The sequence below is a fragment of the Sorangium sp. So ce117 genome (assembly GCF_051524395.1).
GTDB lineage: Bacteria > Myxococcota_A > Polyangia > Polyangiales > Polyangiaceae > Sorangium > Sorangium cellulosum_B.
The window spans coordinates 2346053-2364656 of the sequence record NZ_CP150309.1 but is presented as its reverse complement, the minus strand read 5'-3'; the positions used below and the strand labels follow the sequence as shown (position 1 = coordinate 2364656).

The 18604-nt window shown below is 73.4% G+C and carries 11 protein-coding genes; 3 read left to right on the top strand and 8 right to left on the bottom strand.

Features of this window, described 5'->3' with window-relative positions:
* Positions 1-2: 2 nt before the first annotated feature.
* Together WMF46_RS08865 and WMF46_RS08860 are read left to right on the top strand one after the other, a co-directional pair.
* The gene (locus WMF46_RS08865; RefSeq protein ID WP_437985224.1) at positions 3-2414 is read left to right on the top strand and encodes a type VI secretion system Vgr family protein; all 2412 of its coding nucleotides are present in this window, start codon (positions 3-5) and stop codon (positions 2412-2414) included.
* 8 nt (positions 2415-2422) lie between these two features.
* The gene (locus WMF46_RS08860) at positions 2423-3751 is read left to right on the top strand and encodes a hypothetical protein (RefSeq protein ID WP_437985223.1); all 1329 of its coding nucleotides are present in this window, start codon (positions 2423-2425) and stop codon (positions 3749-3751) included.
* 166 nt (positions 3752-3917) lie between these two features.
* On the opposite strand, the gene WMF46_RS08855 is transcribed toward WMF46_RS08860, so the two are convergent.
* The 3 genes from WMF46_RS08855 to WMF46_RS08845 form a co-directional block, all read right to left on the bottom strand.
* The gene (locus WMF46_RS08855; RefSeq protein ID WP_437985222.1) at positions 3918-5888 is read right to left on the bottom strand and encodes a protein kinase domain-containing protein; all 1971 of its coding nucleotides are present in this window, start codon (positions 5886-5888) and stop codon (positions 3918-3920) included.
* 5 nt (positions 5889-5893) lie between these two features.
* Positions 5894-7579 carry a protein kinase domain-containing protein gene (locus WMF46_RS08850; RefSeq protein WP_437985221.1) on the bottom strand — a complete coding sequence of 562 codons (1686 nt, stop codon included), beginning with the start codon at positions 7577-7579 and terminating at the stop codon, positions 5894-5896.
* A 251-nt stretch (positions 7580-7830) separates the two neighbouring features.
* Positions 7831-10362: a protein kinase domain-containing protein gene (locus WMF46_RS08845; protein ID WP_437985220.1), complete on the bottom strand. Its 2532-nt coding sequence runs from the start codon at positions 10360-10362 to the stop codon at positions 7831-7833.
* A 360-nt stretch (positions 10363-10722) separates the two neighbouring features.
* Here WMF46_RS08845 and WMF46_RS08840 point away from each other — a divergent pair, with 360 nt between their 5' ends.
* Complete coding sequence (locus WMF46_RS08840; RefSeq protein ID WP_012234236.1) at positions 10723-11088, top strand: cupin domain-containing protein; 366 nt, start codon at positions 10723-10725, stop codon at positions 11086-11088.
* Between the two features lie 51 nt (positions 11089-11139).
* Here WMF46_RS08840 and WMF46_RS08835 read toward each other — a convergent pair whose 3' ends face one another.
* The 5 genes from WMF46_RS08835 to WMF46_RS08815 all read right to left on the bottom strand — a co-directional run bounded on the left by WMF46_RS08835 (position 11140) and on the right by WMF46_RS08815 (position 18573).
* Positions 11140-13752 carry a transglycosylase SLT domain-containing protein gene (locus WMF46_RS08835; RefSeq protein ID WP_437985219.1) on the bottom strand — a complete coding sequence of 871 codons (2613 nt, stop codon included), beginning with the start codon at positions 13750-13752 and terminating at the stop codon, positions 11140-11142.
* 116 nt (positions 13753-13868) lie between these two features.
* On the bottom strand, positions 13869-14951 hold the full coding sequence (gene cheB, locus WMF46_RS08830) for a chemotaxis-specific protein-glutamate methyltransferase CheB (RefSeq protein WP_437985218.1): 1083 nt from the start codon (positions 14949-14951) through the stop codon (positions 13869-13871).
* 93 nt (positions 14952-15044) lie between these two features.
* The gene (locus tag WMF46_RS08825) at positions 15045-15971 is read right to left on the bottom strand and encodes a CheR family methyltransferase (RefSeq protein WP_437716523.1); all 927 of its coding nucleotides are present in this window, start codon (positions 15969-15971) and stop codon (positions 15045-15047) included.
* On the bottom strand, positions 15968-18085 hold the full coding sequence (locus WMF46_RS08820; protein WP_437985217.1) for a HEAT repeat domain-containing protein: 2118 nt from the start codon (positions 18083-18085) through the stop codon (positions 15968-15970). The genes WMF46_RS08825 and WMF46_RS08820 overlap by 4 nt, the downstream gene beginning before the upstream one ends.
* On the bottom strand, positions 18082-18573 hold the full coding sequence (locus WMF46_RS08815) for a chemotaxis protein CheW (RefSeq protein WP_437985216.1): 492 nt from the start codon (positions 18571-18573) through the stop codon (positions 18082-18084). Before WMF46_RS08815 ends, WMF46_RS08820 begins: the two co-directional genes overlap by 4 nt.
* Positions 18574-18604 lie beyond the last annotated feature (31 nt).

Here is an 18604-nt window from a genome sequence, read left to right as displayed (position 1 = left end):
TCATGTCGACCGACTTCGCCTTCGCCTTCGAGTCCGCCGCCGGCCCCGCCGGCCCCCTCTCCCACCTCCGCGTGGTGGCCTTCTCCGGCCGCGAGGCGATCTCGGCGCTCTATCGCTACACGCTCGTCCTCTACGCCCGCGAGCCCGCCGAGCCGGTGGACCCCGACGACATCGTCGGCCAGCGCGCCACCCTCCGGATCCTCACCCACACCGAGCCGCTCGTCCGGTACGTGCATGGCGTCATCACCGAGGCGGAGGAGATCGGCCCGGTACCGCACGGCATGCTCTACCAGGTCACGCTGGAGCCGCCGCTCGTGCGCATGGCGCACCGGACGCGCAGCCGCATCTTCCTCGAGAAGACGACACGCCAGATCCTCGAGGCCGTCCTCCTCGGAGAGCCCCTGATGTCCGCGGGCGACACCCCGTTCCAGCCAGGCGACTCCCTCGACGCGCCCTTCGCCCCCGCGGCGGAGCAGTTCGCCCTCCGCGTCCGCGACCTCCGCCGCATCACGGATGTCTCGACCCGACCCTACTGCGTCCAGTACAACGAGAGCGACCTCTCCTTCCTCGCGCGCCTGCTCGAAGAAGAGGGCCTCCGCTACCACTTCGAGAACAGCGAGTCGACCTGCCTGCTCGTCCTCTCCGACACCGACGGCGGCGCCCTGCGACCAACCCCACCTCTGCGGCTCGGCCCCGACCTGCTCGGCCGCGCGCTCACCTCCATCCAGCTCGGCCGCCGACTGCGCGCGTCCAAGGTATCGCACACCGATTACAACTGGAAGAAGCCGGTCCTCGCCATGAACGTCGACATCCCCTCCAAAGGCGCCGGGAGCGACCTCTTCGAATCGACATACCCCGGCCTCTATCCGGACGCCCCGGACCAGGGCAAGCCGCTCGCCGGCGCGCGCCTCGGCCGACTGCAGAGCGAGGCGCGGTATGCGCTGCTCTCGTCCACCAGCCGCGTGCTCTCCGCGGGCGCCGTGCTCGGCGTGGAGCACCCCGAGAACCGCTACGACGGCGAGTACCTCGCCACCTCGGTCGACGTCCGCGGCGAGTCGCTCGGCGAGCTGCCGCCAGGCTCGCCGGTGGCCCTCTCGGGTGTCCCGTACTCCGCCCGGATCGAGTGCGCGCGCCGCGGCAAGGGCGGCTCCCCCGCCGAATCGGGCTTCCGGCCGGCACGCACCACGCTCAAGCCGCGCATCGTCGGCTCGCAAACGGCGTTCGTCACCGCGGAGCCGTCCACGAAGGGGGCCGAGATCCACGTCGGCGGCCCCCCAGGCGCCGAGATCGGGTGCGTGCGCGTCAAGTTCCACTGGGACCTCGAGGCCGAGCGCCACGCCAAGGAGCCCTCGTCGTGCTGGCTGCGCGTCAGCCAGATGTTCGCCGGCGCCGGCGAGGGCGGCGTATGGCACCCCCGCGTCGGGACCGAAGTGGTCGTCGAGTTCCTCGACGGCGACCCCGATCGGCCCATGGTGACCGGGCGCGTGTACAACGGCAAGAACCGGCCGCCCGCCTCAGGCAGCGGCGCGCCCACCGTCAGCACCTTCAAGTCGACGTCCAGCCCGGGCGGCGGCGTTCACAACGAGCTCTCATTCGACGACGCGGCCGGGCATGAGCAGGTGAAGCTGCACGCCGGCAAGGACTACAACGCCGAGGTCGGCCACGATCGGAGCGAGGCCATCACCAACAACAGCACGTCGAGCGTCGGCGTCGACCGCGCCGAGTCCACCGGCAGCAATCGTACGAGCTCCGTCGGGCTGAACAACACGGAGACCGTCGGCGTCACGGAGAGCGTCTCCATCGGCCAGATCCAGAACGTCTCCGTGGGCACGCTCCAGACGATCGGGGTGGGCGTCCATCAGAGCCTCTCGGTGGGAGTGAGCCAGATGGTCAACGTGGGCATCGCGCAGACCGAGAGCATCGGCGTGGCACGCTCCGTGACGGTCGGCGTCAGCGACTCGCTGACCGTCGGCGCCAACCAGTCCATTCACGTCACCGGCCATCGGGGCGACACGGTGATGGGCACCGTGGAGGAAAACGTCATCGGCGCGAAGACGGTCAACATCGTCGGTCCCAGCGTCGAGACGGTCACGGGGCCCCGCTCCCTCACGGTCACCGGCCCAATGAGCCACACCGTGACCGGGCCGGTGTCGCGGATCGGCGCACTGACAATGGACGAGAACGTCGGCGTCAACGCGACCGTGAGCGCCGGTGTCAACCTCACTCTCGCCGGCGGCGCGCAGGCCGCCCTCAGCGCGCCCGTCATATACGTCACCGCCGCGGGCGAGGTCATCATCTCGGGAGGCGGCGCCTCCATCAAGCTCAGCGGCGCGGGCGTGGAGATCTCGGGCGCGGCGGTCAAGATCTCCGGCGGCAGCGTCGACGTCACCGGCGGCGTCATCAAGCTGAACTGAGGCGGACCATGGACCCGATCACCGTGGCGACGAGGCGCTTCCTGCGCGATCTCGATCGCCTCTGGAAGCAACGCCCGGACCGCATCGCGAGGCTCGTCGCCAGCTCCGGCGACCGGGGCCACGTGGTCAAGGCGATGCGCCTCGCCGAATACGACCCGTCCAACCGGAGACCTCTCTTCGTGTACGACGCTGCGTTCGAAGCCGTCGAGCCCTACTTCGCGGGGCTGTGCGATCGCATCTCGACCGACTACGAGCTCGTCCGCAGAGGTGTCGCCGACGAGGGCGTCACGCTCGCCCGCCTCTCGCCGCCCGCCCGCGCACCCGCGCTCTCACCCGAAGCGCACGCGGTCACGGTGCTCACCGCTGCATCCGAGCGACTGTCATCCTATCTGGACGGCGCGCTCGTCGCCCTGCTCCCGAGATCGATCGCCAACACACCCGCATGGCGCGGGTCGCTCGAGCGGTTGTCTCGGTCGGCGCGGCCGCCCTCCTTGCGCATCGCCGTGCTCGATGCCGAAGAGGGCCCGCTCTCGAGCGTGCTCGGGCCGGAGGGCGCGCGATTCTCGTTCGACCTCGATGAGCTCTTGGATTTCGTCGAGCAGCAGTCAGACCGGAAGTCGGAAGGCCCCCCGGTCCCTCCCGGGCCAGCCCTGACTCCGCAGCAGCGCGCGGACTTCGAGCAGGCGACGGGCCGCGCGATGCCCGTGCCCGAGACGGCTGCCGCCATCCAGGCGTGCTTCCTGGAGGGCGCGCGCGCCGCCGCAAAGAACGACTTCAAGGCGACGGCCGAGGCGTATCGCCGCGCTCGCGACCTGTGCCACAGCGAGGGCCTCGCGGCCCAGGAGGCCGGGGCGACGTTCGCTCTCGGCGGCGCCTACCTGGCTGCGGGCGCCCGCCCCATGGCCCAGGCCACCTACGGCCAGGCGGCGTTGCTCGCCGCGCATCAGCAGCTGTGGAGCATTGCATGCCAGGCCAAGCTCGGCGAGGCGGGCGTGGGATGGATGGCAAGCGACTTCGTACGCGCGGCCCGCGCATACGCCGAGGCGGCCTCGCTTGCCGAGCGCGGGGACATCGCCCAGCTCCGCATCGAGGCGCTGCGGATGGAGGGCCTATGCCATCAGCACCGCGGCGCCGAAGCCGAAGCAATTCAGGCATGGCGCAAAGCCGTCGACGCGGGCACGGCCGCGGATGAACCGGCGCGCCGCGCGAGCACCTTTCGCGAGGTGGTGACGACGCTCGCGGACCTGCTCGAGCGGCGCGGCCTCCGGCCGCAGGCGATGCACCTCCGTGCCCTTCTGGGCACCATGGACGTCCAGGAGCCGAAGGGACACGCCTGATCAGACAAGCACCAGCGGTGCGTCGCGCTCGTCCCGGGGGTGGACGGGAGGATCGACGATGGCCGGCCGATAGCCAGGGATCGCCAAGCTCGGGTCTGCTGTCCTGCCGAAGGCGACATGCGCCTTCAGTTCCTCGGATGCCTGGCTCCCCCGCGCTCAACACCGCTCAGGGAGCGTAGGGATCCTTCTTCTTCGCCTGGTCCCGCAGGCAGTTCGTCCGCATGAACCCTGTCTTTCCCGCGCACGGATCCACGGGTTGCCGCCGGACCGCCGGTGGCTGTGCAGGCCGCGACGCTGCGGCCGCGGGCTGCGCCGGAGGCTGACTCCTGGGCTGCGCCGCGACGACCGCCCGCGACGACGCAGGCGCCGCAGCAGGTGGCGACGCCGCGACAGCCGGCGCCGCCGCCGCTGGAGTCGGCGCCTCCACCGCCGGCTGGCTCCGCTCCACCGACGCCGGCTCCGTGCCCGCCGGCCCCGCGTCCGGCGCGCTGTTCGCCCCGCCGGCATCCGCCTGCTCATCCACCCTGGGCGGCTCAGCCGCCACCGAAGCCTGAGGCGCAGCGGTCGCAGGCGCGGGCGGCGGGTCCGGCGGCCTTGCCGCGCTCGTTGCGGCGCTCTCGATCCCGGCCTCCGGCATCGCCTCGATCCCGGCTGCGTTCTCCGCGGGCGCTGGCGAGCGCAACGCGACGAAGAGCGCTGCGCCCACCAGGCCAGCCGCGCCGGCGGCGAGCGCGGCGATAGCCGGGCCTGGAAGTCGCTTCCAGCCTGCCTGCCGCCGCGGCGGCGTCCGCGGTGCCTGCAGAGGCACCGGCGTTGCGCGCGCTGCCCATGGCGACGGCTGCGCGCCTTGGCCTGCCTCCGGGCCGGGCACGAGCGGCGCGGTCGTCGATTTCCCCGGCTCACCGTGGCCCCATGCGGGCGACGCGCCCAGCGCCGCCTCGGCGCTCGCCATGGCCTCCGGCTCGAGCCTCTGGGTCAGCTCGGCGTTCCACTCCCGCTCCGGCGCCCCGCTCGCCGTCGGCGACATCGGCGCCCCACTCGCCATCGGCGACACGGGTGCCCCGCTCGTCATCGGCGACACCGGCGCCCCGCTCGCCGTCGGCGACACCGGCGCCCCGCTCGCCGTCGGCGACACCGGCGCCCCGCTCGCCATCGGCGACACCGGCGCTCCCGCCGGCGCCGCGCCGGGAAACGCGGGCGCCTCCATCGCCGCCACCTGCCCGGCGCCCCCACCGCCCCCACCCCCGACAGCGACGCCGGCCCCCACGACCCGCCGCGCCCCCGCCGCCGTGTACCCATCGAGGAGGTCCGCCACCTCCGCGGCCGACCCGATCCGCTCGTCCCGGTGGCGCGCCATGCACCGCGCCACGAGCTCCACGAGCCCCGGGTCCACCCGCCGCACGTACCGGGAAATCTTCGGGATCTCGCCCGTCAGGATGCCGGTGAAGACCGCCCTCGCGTCCCCCTGGAACGGGCGCATGCCCGTCAGCATCTCGAACAGCACCACGCCGAGCGCCCAGATGTCGGCCCGGTGGTCGACGTTCGGCTCGGCCCTCACCTGCTCCGGGCTCATGTAGAGCGGCGAGCCCACCGCGCCGCCCGTCGCCGTGCGGATGCCGTCATTCACGGAGAGGTTCTTCGCGACCCCGAAATCGAGCACCTTCACCACCGGCTCGTCCATGTCCGGCTCGCGGTGCAGGAAGATGTTCGCCGGCTTCAGATCGCGGTGGACGATGTGCAGCGCGTGCACCGCCGCGAGCCCCCTCGCCACGTCTCGCCCGATCGACGCCGCCACGTCCGCGTCGAGCCGCCGCCTGCGCACGAGCAGCTCCGCGAGCGTCTCTCCGGTGAGCAGCTGCATCACCAGGAAGGGCTCGCCGAACTCGGTCTCCCCCATGTCATACATGTCGATGACATTGCGGTGCCGCAGCGCCCCGCCGTTGCGCCCCTCGCGCTGCAGCCGCCGGCGGAGCTCGGCATCCGGGCGGTGAATCAGCTTCAACGCCACCTCGCGCGACGTGGACAGGTTGAGCGCCGCCCACACGACGCCCATGGATCCCTCTCCCAGCCGCCGCACCAGCTTGTACTTCTCGGCGATCACCAGGCCGGCAGCGATCTGCGTGAAGGAGGTGGACATCGAGCTCAGCAGGGTGGGTCGAGGCGCGTCGCCGCGACGGGCGAGGTCGCTTTACCTGGCGCAAACGAGAGGGCGACGCGGAAGGTAGCACGCTCTCCGCCGGGGTCCCTCGGGCGCTCCACCTCGCTGCGCCGCAAGAGATACCCCGCGGCCATGCCGATCCCCAGGAGGAGCGCCGCCGCGACCACGGCCATCGCGATCCACACCACAGGCGAGCGGACGGGCACAGGAGGCGGGCTCTTCGGCTCGGGGAGCGGATCGAGCGGCACCGTGCCGCCGAACGACAGCGCCTTTCCGAGGGGAGCGGCCGGACGCGCCAGCGAAGCGCTGGACGCGTTGGACGCGCTGGACGCTGATCGATAGGCGGCCGCCTGCTCCGGTGACATCTTGATGGTCCCGCGGTCCCCCAGCAGAGGATTGCTCGCCATCCGCTCCCGATGCCCCGGTGTCGCCGCCCCGCCCGCCGCCGGCTGCTCCGGCCACGCGCCCGCCGCCGGCTGCCCTGGCCACGCGCCCGCCGTTGGCTGCTGCGGTGACGCGACCGCCCCGCGCGGCCCCGACACCGGCGTGATCGGGTGTCCCTGCGGGGCCTGCAGATGCGCCATCGACGCCGGGAGCGGCGTCCCGGTCGCCGGCGTCGGCGACCGCCCAGGAGGGTGTCCCTGCGGGGCCTGCAGATGCGCCATCGACGCCGGGAGCGGCGTCCCGGTCGCCGGCGTCGGCGACCGCCCGGGAGCGGCCCCACCCCACGACCCTCGCCCGAGCTGCTGCGGGATCTCGTGCCCCAGCTCCGGCGATGACCCCGGCCTCGAGGGCACGCGCTGCGGCGCCTGCGGCGTGATGAACGGCTCGAGCGCCGCCGCGACATCGGCCGCCGAGCGCGGTCGCTTCTCGCGATCGCGCTGGAGACACTGCGTCACCAGGGCATCGAGGCCGGGATCGATCTGCCAGACGAACTGGGACACCGCCGGGATGTCGCCGTACAGCACGTTTCTCAGGAGCTCATGCGCCTTGCCCTGGATGGGCCGCCTGCTCGTGAGCATCTCGAACATCACCACGCCGAGCGCCCAGAGGTCCGCGCGAGTATCGATATCGCTCTGCGCCCGCACCTGCTCAGGGCTCATGTACGCCGGCGAGCCGATGAGGATGCCTGTCGCGGTCTTCACCTGTTGAGGCCCCGCGAGGAACTTGCTCACGCCGAAGTCGAGTATCTTGACGATGGCATCGCCCTCGCCAGGCTCGGTGTGGAGAAAGATGTTGGACGGCTTCAGGTCGCGGTGGATGATGCCCCGCTCGTGCGCGGCGAAGAGGCCGCGCGCGATGTCCCGAGCGATGCGCGAGGCATCGTGGATCTCCAGCTTGCGCTTGCGCTTGAGCAAGGACGAGAGCGTCTCGCCGGAGAGCAGCGGCATGACGAGGAACGGATCGCCGTTCTCCGTCTCGGCAGCATCGTAGATATCGACGATGTTCCGGTGGCTCACCGCGCCGCAAGCGCGCGCCTCCCGCAGCAGCCGGACGCGGAGCTCCGGGTCGGGCCGCACCAGCAGCTTGAGCGCGACCTCCCGAGAGGTAGCCTCGTTGTGCGCTGCCCAGACGACGCCCATCGCCCCTTCGCCGATCCGCCGAAGAAGGCGGTATTTGCCGCAAATGAGCGCACCTGGCGGCGCGGCAGGAGCCGAAGGGGACTGCATGGGGTGGTCTCGCTGGAGGACGGACGTGGCAGCAGGTCGACGGTGCTTGGAAGAAGTGTCGCAGGTGAGGCAGCGCACCGTCAAGAAAAGCTGCTGGCCGGGCTCGCAGAGCGCGAAGCCGGCTCCGGCGCTTCCGGTGTGGGCACGCGCTCAGCACAGGTGATCGCCGCCAGGTCGTCGCGGCCCAGGAATCGCGGCGCTACCGTGACGTCATCTCGGGAGGGGCGGCCCGAGCCGCGGAGAGGCCGAGTCTATTTCTTGAGCTTCGCCTCGCACTGCTTCTTCGCCAAGAACCTGAGATGAGCGCACGAGGCCGCGGATGGGGCAGGAGCAGCCTTCGCGGGCTGCGATGTCGCGGGCTGCGATGTCGCGGGCTGCGATGTCGCCGAAGGCGCCCCGAGCGTCGAGCTACCCGGCTTCGCGCCGCTCGCCGTGCCGGCGCCGCCGCCTGGCGCCGCCATGCCCGCGCCGCCGCCTGGCGCCGACGCGCCGGCCGCGCTGCTCGTCGGAAGGGCGCTCGGCGCCGAGGGCACGGGCGGCGCCAGCGCCGAGGGCACGGGCGGCGCCAGCGCCGAGGAGCCCGGCGGCGCCAGCGCCGAGGAGCTCGGCGGCGCCTCCGCGGGTGGCGCCGAGGGTTCCTGCACAGGGAGCTCCTCGGTCCGCGGCGGGGCTCCCCCGCGCTCCGGCGGGGCGACCGTGTCTCCTCCGGCGCGGTCCAACGACGGCATCGCGCTCCCGGACACTTCCGGCGCGGCCGACGACGTCTCCGGCGACCTCAGCGAGATGAGCATCCCCACGACGATCAGCGACAGCGCAGCAGCCACGATCGCGAGCGTCGCGGCCGTACGCTTGCGCCTCGGTTCGCCGCCGTGCGGGGCCCGCTCCTGAGCGTCCTGGGCCAGGTGCGCCCCGACCTGGTGGACCGACGGGTGGTTCGAGACGAGCGGGGTCGTCGACGAGCTCCCGGCTTGGCGCGGCGCGCCCATCGCCGTGGACGCGCCCGACCTGGAGTCCGAGGCGCTCGCGCCCGCTTCCGGGCCGAACCTCGCGGCCGCTGCCGAGCTCCAGCTCGGCTGCGCGGCGATGCCTCCGGGCGGCAGCGCGCCGGCAGGGCCGAGGCCGCCCGGCCCCATCCCTCCCTCGGGCATCGGCGGCGCGTTCATGCGCACCGTCATCGCCCAGGAGCCCTGCTGCGGCGCCGCCACGGGCGCAGGCTGCACCGGAGCGGCTTGCGCCGCGCTCGCCTGGGACGGCTCCGGCGCTGCAAACGCCGCCACCGACGCCGACGGCGGCCGCGGCGCAGCGGCGGCAGGCCCCGCCGCCGGATACGTCCCCGACCCGGCGCGCGGCCCCGCGGCCCCGGCCGCATCCGCGTTCCGCCGCGTGAGGGGCAAGGTCGCCACGTCCTCTTCCCGCAGCGCGCGCACAACGGACGCCGCGGCCAGGTGCTGGCCCGAGCTGCCCGGACGCCGAGGAACCGCGCCCGCCGCATGGCCGGCGCCCGACGCTGGCCCCCCATCCGCCGCGCGGCCCATGCCCGACGCCGGCCCCGCAGCCACCTGCCCCGGCCCCAGCGACGGCGACCTGTGCGCCTCAGGCGACTCCTGCACCGGGACCGGGGCCCGCGGCCCCCCACCGAGCAGCGCCAGCGGCAGCGCTCCCGCGCCCCCCTCGACGCTCCCCGGCCGGTTCGCCACCGACGCGGGTTGCGCCACCGACGCAGGCGGCGCCGCGAGCGCCGACCCGGGTTGCGCCACCGACGCAGGCGGCGCCGCGAGCGCCAACCCAGGTTGCGCCGCAAGCGCCACCGTGCCGCCTTGCGACTCCTCCCAGCCGCCGTCCACGTCCTCGTCCGGGAGCGCCCCCCGCCCCTCCGGCGACGACTGCCGCAGCGCCGCGTCCCTGCCCGGACCCACGCCGCGCTCCGCGTACCGATCGAGCAGCGCCGCGACCTCCGCCGCAGAGCCAATCCGGTCCGCGCGATCCCTGCGCATGCAGCGGGCGATCAGGTCGACGAGCCCCTGGTCCACCCGCCTCAGGTACTTGGACACGGTGGGGATCTCGCCCGTCAAGATCCCCATGAACACCGCCTGCGCGTCCCCCTGGAACGGGCGCATGCCCGTCAGCATCTCGAACAGCACCACGCCGAGCGCCCAGATGTCGGCCCGGTGATCGACGTTCGGCTCGGCCCTCACCTGCTCCGGGCTCATGTAGAGCGGCGACCCGACCGCGCCGCCCTGCACCGTGTGCAGGCCGTCGTTGATCGAGAGGTTCTTGGCGACCCCGAAATCGAGCACCTTCACCACCGGCTCGTCCATGTCCGGCTCGCGGTGCAGGAAGATGTTCGCCGGCTTCAGATCGCGGTGGATGATGTGCATCGCGTGCGCCGCCGCGAGCCCCCTCGCCACGTCTCGCCCGATCGACGCCGCCGCGGGCGGGTCGAGCCGGCGCCGCCGCGCGAGCAGCTCGGCCACGGTCTCCCCCGTGAGCAGCTGCATCACCAGGAACGGCTCCCCGGCCTCGGTCTCCCCCATGTCGTAGATGTCGATGACGTTCCGGTGCCGCAGCGCCCCGCAGTTGCGCGCCTCGCGCTGCAGCCGCAGCCGGAACTCGGTCTCCGGCCGGTGGATCAGCTTCAGCGCCACCTCGCGGGCCGTCGCCACGTTCACCGCCGCCCAGACCACGCCCATCGCCCCCTCGCCGATCTGGCGCAGGAGCCGGTACTTCCTGTCGATCAGCACACCGGACGCGAGCAATGTCGAGCTCTTCGGCGAGGGCATCATCGGCTTTCCGGAAGCGCGGCGCGCCCCGCCGTCACGGAGCGCGCACGGACGGCCACGACCGGCAGAGCGAGGCGAGCAACGGCGCAGCCACTACGCCCCCGCCGCCCAGCGCTCGCGCCGCGCGATCCGTCAACCACCCGCGCCCGTGCGACATGACATCCGGTCCCCAGGTCCACGGGACAGCCTCCTGTGCGGGCATCCTACAGCAGATCTCCCTGGCGCGATACGTTCCCTGCAAGGACGAACGCACGAAGAAAACCGACGAGGAAAGAGGGAGAGGCCCGATTCGATCCATCCAGGACCGGACCCACGCTCGTCGCCCAATCCGACGGATCACTCCAGGAGGAAAGCGAGGCGCACATGAGCGACACAACCGTCATGAAGGTCTCCTCCGGCCGCTCTCCGACAGGCCAGATGGGACAAAAATACCTGGCCTCCGGGATCCAGGTCTCGATGCGGCTCTGGGAACGCGAGCCGCCAGGCGACGCCAAACAGCCGACCGCGCGGGATTACGAGACCGTGGGGTTCGTCATCGCTGGACGGGCCGAGCTGCTCATCGAGGGGCAGATGGTGCGCCTCGAGCCGGGCGATTCCTGGACGGTCCCCAAGGGGGCGTCGCACGCCTACAAGATCATCGAACCGTTCACCGCCGTGGAGGCGACGAGCCCGCCCGCCGGCGTCCACGGGCGGGACGAGACCGGGGCGACGCCCTCTGGCAAGACCTGAGACCACGACGCGGGGGGTCTCGCCCCCTGGAAGCCCGAGCTCACCCGGACCTCACAGCGCGGTGCCAGCGCCAGACGCGGGCTTCTCCTTGTCCTGCGCCCCCTTCGCGCGCCCCGCCGGCTGCGGCTCGGCGGCGCCACGCGCCGCGGGCTTCTTGTCGTCCCCTCCGCCCGCCGCCGGCTTCTGCTCGCCCTCGGCGGCCTTCTTCTCCTCCGGCCTCGCTCCGGCCAGGTCGCCCGCGCCCGCCGCCCCCGCGCCGCCGGGCTTCCCCTCGCCCGCGCCCGCCTCGACGGGCGCCACGGGCGTCAGCAGCACCGCCGGCTTCACCGGCTCGGCCGCCGCCTTGTCGCCGTCGTCCACCGCGCCCGCGGCCTGAGCCGACGCCACGCGGACCTCATCCTCGCGCGGCTCGACAGGCGCCGGGTCGTCCGGTCGCGAGGTCGGCACGTACACCACCAGCCGATCCCCGGGCATCAGCGGGCTCCGCCGCGAGCGCTGGTTGATCCGCTCCAGGCTGCCGACGCTGAGGCCGTACCGGCTCGCGATCTTGCTGAACGAATCCCCCTCTCGCACCGCGATCTCGATGCGCTTCCGCCCCTTCAGCCCCTCGAAGTGCGCGAAGAACTCCTCCGAGCCGACCTCGATGACGCGCGCGCCGCCCTCGTCGAGCAGGAACACGCCGTCGTGGCGCTGCGACCTCGGGACGAACAGCTGGAGCGTCATCCCCTCATGGAGCGACGCCCCGGGCGCCAGCGTGTTCCAGCGGCAGATCTCGTCGGGCGTCACCGAGAGCACCGCCGCCAGATCCCGCAGCGCGTCGCCCGCGACCACCCGATAGAACACCCGCCGGCGCCCCTCGTAGGAGAAGCGCTGCGCCGGGACCACCACGACTGGCTTCCCCTCCGACGACAGCGGCGCGCCGCTCGCGAGCAGGTGCTCGGCCGCCGCCGCCCCGACGCCCTCCGCCGCCGGGACGAACAGCAGCGCCCCGGGACGCACCGGCTCGCCAGCCCGCAGGCCGTTCAACGTCTGCAGCGTCCACCGCGTCGTCCCCCGGAACGTCGCGATGTCGTCGAGCGACTCGCCCCAGCGGACCAGGTAACGCTCGAGCTTCGGCTCGCGCTCCAGGAGCTTCGGCATCGACTTCGCCGCGCGCGCCCCCGCGCCCGCGGGCACCCGGACCTCCCAGCGCGCCTGCTCCTTCGCGTTCACCGGCGACGGCGGCGTGCGCTTCGCCACGAGCTGCGGGTTGAGCGCCTCGATCTCCGGCGCCGCGGCGCCCGAGGCCGCCGCCACCGCCTGCAGCGACACCCCGGAGCCCAGCGAGATCTTGTCGAACGTCACCGCCGGATCGAGCTCCACGTCGTCGCAGCCGAACACCGCCGGGTTCCGCGCCACGATCGCGATCGCGAGGATCTTCGGCACATAGAGCGCCGTCTCGAGCGGCATCCCCGCCTCGAGCCGCGACAGCTCCCAGAAGTCGTTCGTGTTGTACTTCCGGATCGACGCGAGCAGCCCCCCGTACCCCATGTTGTACGCCGCGAACGCGAGCTCCCAGCCGCCGAAACGCCGCCGCAGATCCGAGAGGTACCGCGCCGCCGCCAAGGTGGATCGCTCTGGATCCAGGCGCTCGTCGACCCAGCGGTCGACGGTGAGGCCATAGATGCGCGCGCCCTCCGGCATGAACTGCCAGAGGCCTGCCGCGCCGGCCGGGGACTGGATGGTCGGGTCGAAGCCGCTCTCGACGAGCGAGAGCCAGAGGAGATCCTCCGGCAGCCCCTGCTCGCGGAGGACGCGGCGGATGGCGGCGCCGTAGCGACCGCTCTTCTTGATCCACGTGACCACGGCGGAGCGGCCGCGCGGGTCGTCCTTGTAGTACTCGAGGTAGCGCACCACCCGGCCGTCCCAGCGGACCGGGATCTCGGGCAGCTCGAGCTGACGCAGCCAGGAGATGTCGCGGGTCTCCTCCGCTTCCGCCAGCGGGGCGGGCAGGCCCGCGGGCGGCAGGCCGGAGACCTCGAGGCGCGGCTCGCCCGCGCCGAGCAAGAGCGTGCCGTCGACAGGCCACGCGGGCCCGGCGCTCGGGGCCGCGCCGGGAAACAGCGCCAGGTCGATCGCGCGCAGCGTGCGGAGCTCGGGCGATTCGCCAGTGCTCGCCCCCGCCGGCGTCGCTGTGCCGGCGATGACCCGCCGCGCCGCCTCGTCCGGCGCGCCGGGCTCCCCCGGCTTGCGCGTGTTCTTCGCCGCGCCCTTCTTCGACGGCTTCGATCGCGCGGCGGCCTTCGCCGGCGCCTTGGCCGCGCTCTTCGCGCCGCCCTTCCCGCCCGACACGGCCGCCACCCTGACCGGCGCCGGCTTCTCCGCCTTGCCCTCGGCCGGCCCGTCCTTCTTCGCGTCGGCCTTCGCCGGCTCCGCCTTCGCGGGCTCAGCTTTCGCCGCGTCGGCCTTCGCCGGCTCCGCCTTCGCGGGCTCAGCTTTCACCGCATCGGGCTTCGCCGGCTCCGCCTTCGCCGGCTCCGCCTTCGCCGGTTCAGCCTTCGCCGGCTCCGCCTTCTTCGCGTCGGCCTTCGCCGGCTCCGCCTTCTTCGCGTCGGCCGCAGGCGCCGCTACCTCCGAAGGAGGCGCCGCAAGGCCGTCGAAAGCGACGCCCGAGAGGGCGGCCAACCAGCCAAGACATACAAGCCTGCGTGCGGCGCGTCGGATCCGCATGTCAGGGACCGACCTGTCTCACGATGCGCCCGAGGGGTCAACTTTGGCTGCCCGCTGGAACCCAGCTCACCTCAGGAGAGCAGCGCGATGAAGTCGCCGATCGCCGTGAAGGGCAGGCTCTCGTTCACGACGCCGGCCCGCACCGCAGCCCCGGGCATGCCGTAGACCACCGCCGAGTCCTCGCTCTCGGCCACCACCGTGCCCCCGGCCGCGCGGACCGCCCGCGCGCCGTTCACCCCGTCGTCGCCCATCCCCGTCAAGATGATGCCCACCGCGCGGCTGCCGCCCACCTGCGCCACGCTCCGGAACAGCCGGTCCGCGCTCGGAACGTACCGATCCCCAGGCGCCGGCGCCCCCACCCGGATCCGGATGTCGCCGCTCAACCCGACCCCGCTGCCCGGCGTCACCGCGATCTCCATGCACATCCTACCCGGGCACACATAGGCCTTGCGGGCCACCACCTGCTCGCCGTTCTGGGCCTCGACCACCCGGAGGCCGCCCTTCCGATCGAGCCGCTCCGCGAACGTGCGGGTGAACTTGTCCGGCATGTGCTGCGCGATGAAGATCGCGCCGGGGAAACGATCCGGGATCCGGTTGAAGATCTCGAGGAGCGCCGTGGGCCCGCCCGTCGACGAGCCGACCGCCACGAGGTGGCGCAGCGAGACGCCGAGCCGCGACGACTCCTGCACCGCGCGCGGCGACGCCGTCTGCGCCGGCCGCGCCGGGGCCGGCGCGGCAGGCATCGGAGACCGGGGGCGGAGGTAGCGCACCAGCAGGACCTTCTGGATGATCTCCCGCCGGATCTGCGCGTCCGCCGTGAACTGGCGGTCCGGCTTCGCCACGAAGTCGACGGCGCCCAGCTCGAGCGCCTTGAAGACGTTCTCCTTGTGGCTGTAGCTCGAGACGATGATGACCGGCGTCGGCTGCCTCGCCATCAGGATGCGGAGGAAGGTGAAGCCGTCCATGCGCGGCATCTCGAGATCCAGCGTGATCGCGTCCGGCCGGAGCTGCGCGGCTTGACGGAGCGCGTCGTCGCCGTCACCGGCCTTGCCCACGACCTCGATCTCGTCGCTTCCGCTCAAGATCTCGGCGATGTTGCGCCGGTTGTACGCGGAGTCGTCGACGACGAGCACGCGCAGGGGAGCGAATGTCATGAGCGCAAAACCTTCCGCCTGAGGTTCATTCTACCCCACCCGGAGCGCCATGGGACCAACCGTCGCCTGCGCAGCCTCGACTTCGTCGGCGCCTCATCCGCCCTCCTCCCCGCCGCCCCGCTCCGGGCCGCCCCGATCGGGCAAGATCTCCGGGATCCCCAGACGCAGCGTGGCCGCCGGCTTGCGGTACACGAGATCCTCCCGAAGGTGCACGAGCTCGAACGCGGTCGTGACGTTCAGGAGCGACTCGGAGTGGCCCAGCAGGAGGAACCCGCCGGACGAGAGGCGCTCGTAGAAGATGTCGATCACGCGGCGCCGCGACTCCTCGTCCAGGTAGATGAGGACGTTGCGACAAAAGATGACGTCCACGCGCCCGACCACCGCCGCGCGCGACGAGTCGAGCAGGTTCAGGTGGCCGAACTGGCAGAGCGTCCGCAGCTCGTCCGCCACGTGGAACCCGTCCGGCCGCTCCACGAAGTAGCGCCGCTTGAGCTCGGGCGGCGTCACGCGGAACGACGAGGCGCCGTACACCCCCCTGCGCGCCGCGATCACGCAGCGGCGGGAGATGTCGCTGCCGAAGATGCGGACCTCGCGGCGCTCCGCGGCGCCCGACTCCCGCGCGGCGATCGCGATCGAGTAGACCTCCTCGCCCGTCGAGCAGCCCGCGCTCCAGATGGACAGCCGGCCCCTGGCGCCCCCCGCCTTGACGATCATGGGCACGAGCTCGGTCATGAGCGCGCGCAGCTGGTAGTCCTCGCGGAAGAAATACGTCTCGTTGACCGTGATGAGCTCGAGCGCCTCGTCGAGCTCGGCGCGCCCGCGGCTGTGGAAGCGCAGGTACTCGTAATATTGCGCGAACGACGAGAGCCCGAGCTCGACCACCCGCTCGCGCAGCCGGCGCTCCATCGACGTGCGCGCCTCGGGCCCGAACTGGAGCCCGCAGTGCTTGTTGAACAGGTCACGCAGCCTCTGGAACTCGTCAGGCAAGAGGCGGATCTCGTCGTCCCGCCGCCGGTTCACAGCACCTTCCCCGACGGCGGCCCGCCGGTCATCCCCGAGGGGGACGCCGGGGCCTCACCGCCGTCGATCGCCGCGGGCGCGCTCAGCCGCTCCGCGGCGTCGCCCCAGGGAGGATCCGAGCGGAACGGCGCGCCCCCCTGCGCCGCGGCCGCGATCAGATCGGGCTCCCCCGACGCGCGCACCAGCCCGAGCAGCTCGCGCGCGCGCGCCCGCTCGTCGCTCGCGCGGTCCGGGAGCGACGCATACAGGCGGCCCAGCGCGCGCGCCGCGGCGAGCCGGACCTCGCGCTCCTCGTCGGCCAGGGAGACGCTCAGCACGTCGAGCGCAGAGACGCCCGCCGCCGCCGCGATCGCGGTCACGGCCGCGCGGCGCGCGCGCACGTCCCCCGCCGACGCGGCGCTCGTGAGGAACGCGATCTCCTCCGGCTCCGCGTCGCCGAGCGCCTCGATCACGATCGCCGCCGCGAGGTGGGTCTCCTCCGTCAGCGCGAGCCCGCGCGCGAGCTCGCGCGCCGTCCCGGGGTAGCGCTCCGTGAGCCCCGCGAGCGCGCTCTCCGCCGCGCGCGCCACCGGCAGCGAGATCGCGCGCGTCTGCGACACGATGAGCGGGAAATCGACCGCGGCCCCGATCTTCGCGAGCCCGTAGAGCGCGCTGGTCGCCACGAGCGTCGAGGGGCTCCGGACCGACCGCCGCACCGCGCCGAGCAGCTCGGCGAGCGTCGCGTCGATCGCGGGCCGCTCGCCCGAGAGCGCGCCCTCGCGCCCGCCCTGCTCCGCGATCGCCACGGCGCCGTCGAGGAGCGCGGCCGTCGCGTCGTCGACGCCCTCCCAGAGATCCGGGTCGGGATCGATGTGGCGCTCGAGGTAGGACAGCACCGCGGGCAGCGCCTCCGCGCCGAGCAGCCCCAGCGCGCGCTGCGCCGTCTCGACGAGCGCGGGCTCGATCATGGCCTGCACCGCGGCGTCGGCCGCGCCCGGGGCGCGCGCCATCGCCGCGAGCAAGAGCGCCTGGGCGCGCCCGCTCACCGGATCCGCGCCTCCGCCGCGCCACGACGGGGGCTCCGCGCCGCCCGAGCCCGGCGCGGCGGAGGCGGCCTGCACGAGGCGGGCGCCCACCTCGGGCGGCGCCGCCCGGAGCGCGTCCACCGCGTGCGACGCGAGCGGCCCCTCGGCGAGCCGCGCGAGCGCCCGGACGAGCTGCGCGAACGCGCCGCCCCGCGCCGTCGCGAGCGCCGCGCAGAGCGCCCGCGGCGCCTCCGGGCTCTCCGCGAGCGCCGCGGCGACCAGCGCCGCCGGCCGGAGGATCGGGTCGTCGATGAGCGACGAGAGCACCCGCCACGGCACCGGCGCCTCGAGCCCGTTCAGCCCGTTCAGCGAGGTCAGCCGCACGAAGCGATCCCGATCGGAGAGCCGCTCGTACAGGATGTCCGTCACCCGCTCGCGCGCGATGAGCCCCATCCCGGCGATCGCCTCGATCGCGCTCTGCCGCAGGTTGTCGTCCTGCTCGGCGAGCGCCGCGTAGAGCGGGTCGAGCGCCGCCGGGTCGCGCGTGCGGCCGAGCGCGTCGACGACCAGCTTGCGCTCGTCCCCCGCGAGCGCGCCGAGCGCGTCGACGAGCGCCGGCGTGGCGTCGCGGCCGCAGTAGCCGAGCACCTCGATGGCCGCGTTCCTGAGGCCGACGTCCTCGCTCTTCTGAAGCGCGTCGAGGAGCGCCTCGACGAGGAGCTGCGGGGCCGACGGCCGCTCGCCCTCCACGCCGGCGCCGGGTGAGGCCGGCCGCTCCCCCTCGGCGGCCTGCGCCGGCGCGGAGGCGGGCGCGGCCTGGATCAGCCGGTGGCAGGCGTAGGTCGCCTCCTTGCGGACGCGCCAGTCGGGATCGCCGAGCGCGCGGAGCAGCAGCGGCAACGCCTCGACGACGTCGGCCCTGCCGAGCCGCGCGGCCGCCTGGCGGCGCTCCTCGGCGTCGTCCGCGGAGAGCGCCGCGGCGATGACCGCGATCGGCATCGGCGTGCTCCGCACGCTGGGCGAGATGGACTCGGGCTCGGCCGGCCAGGAGCCCGCGTCGCCCGCGCGCGGGCCCTCGAACGGACCCAGATCGTCGAACGCGCGGCTCACGGGGCCTCCAGGAGGGCGCCCGACGCGGCGAGCGCGAGGGCGAGCTCGATGAAGCGCCCGACGTCGAGCACGAAGATCATCCGCTCGTCGTGGGTCGTCACCCCCGTGATGCCGCGCAGATCGCTGCTGCCGCCCACCGGCGGCGTCGGCCGGTAATCGCCGCTCGTCCCGAAGACCTCCGTCACCGCGTCGACCACGAGCCCCACCGTATGCGTCCCCACGTCGACAAGGATCCACTTGGTGGTGCGGGTCGGATCGACCGGGGGCAGCCCGAAGCGCACGCGGAGCTCGATGACCGGCACCACCTCGCCGCGGTGGTTCGCGACGCCGGCGACCTCGGGGGGCGTGTGCGGCAGCGTGGTCACCTCGAGCGGATTCACGATTTCGCGGACCCGCGTGATGTCGATCGCGTAGTGGACGTCGCCGACCACAAAGCCGACGAGGCTCTTCTGCGGGTCGGGACGGCTGCGCTCTCCAGTCAACGGCATCTGAGCCTCCGAGCGCCCGGGCTCTACGAGC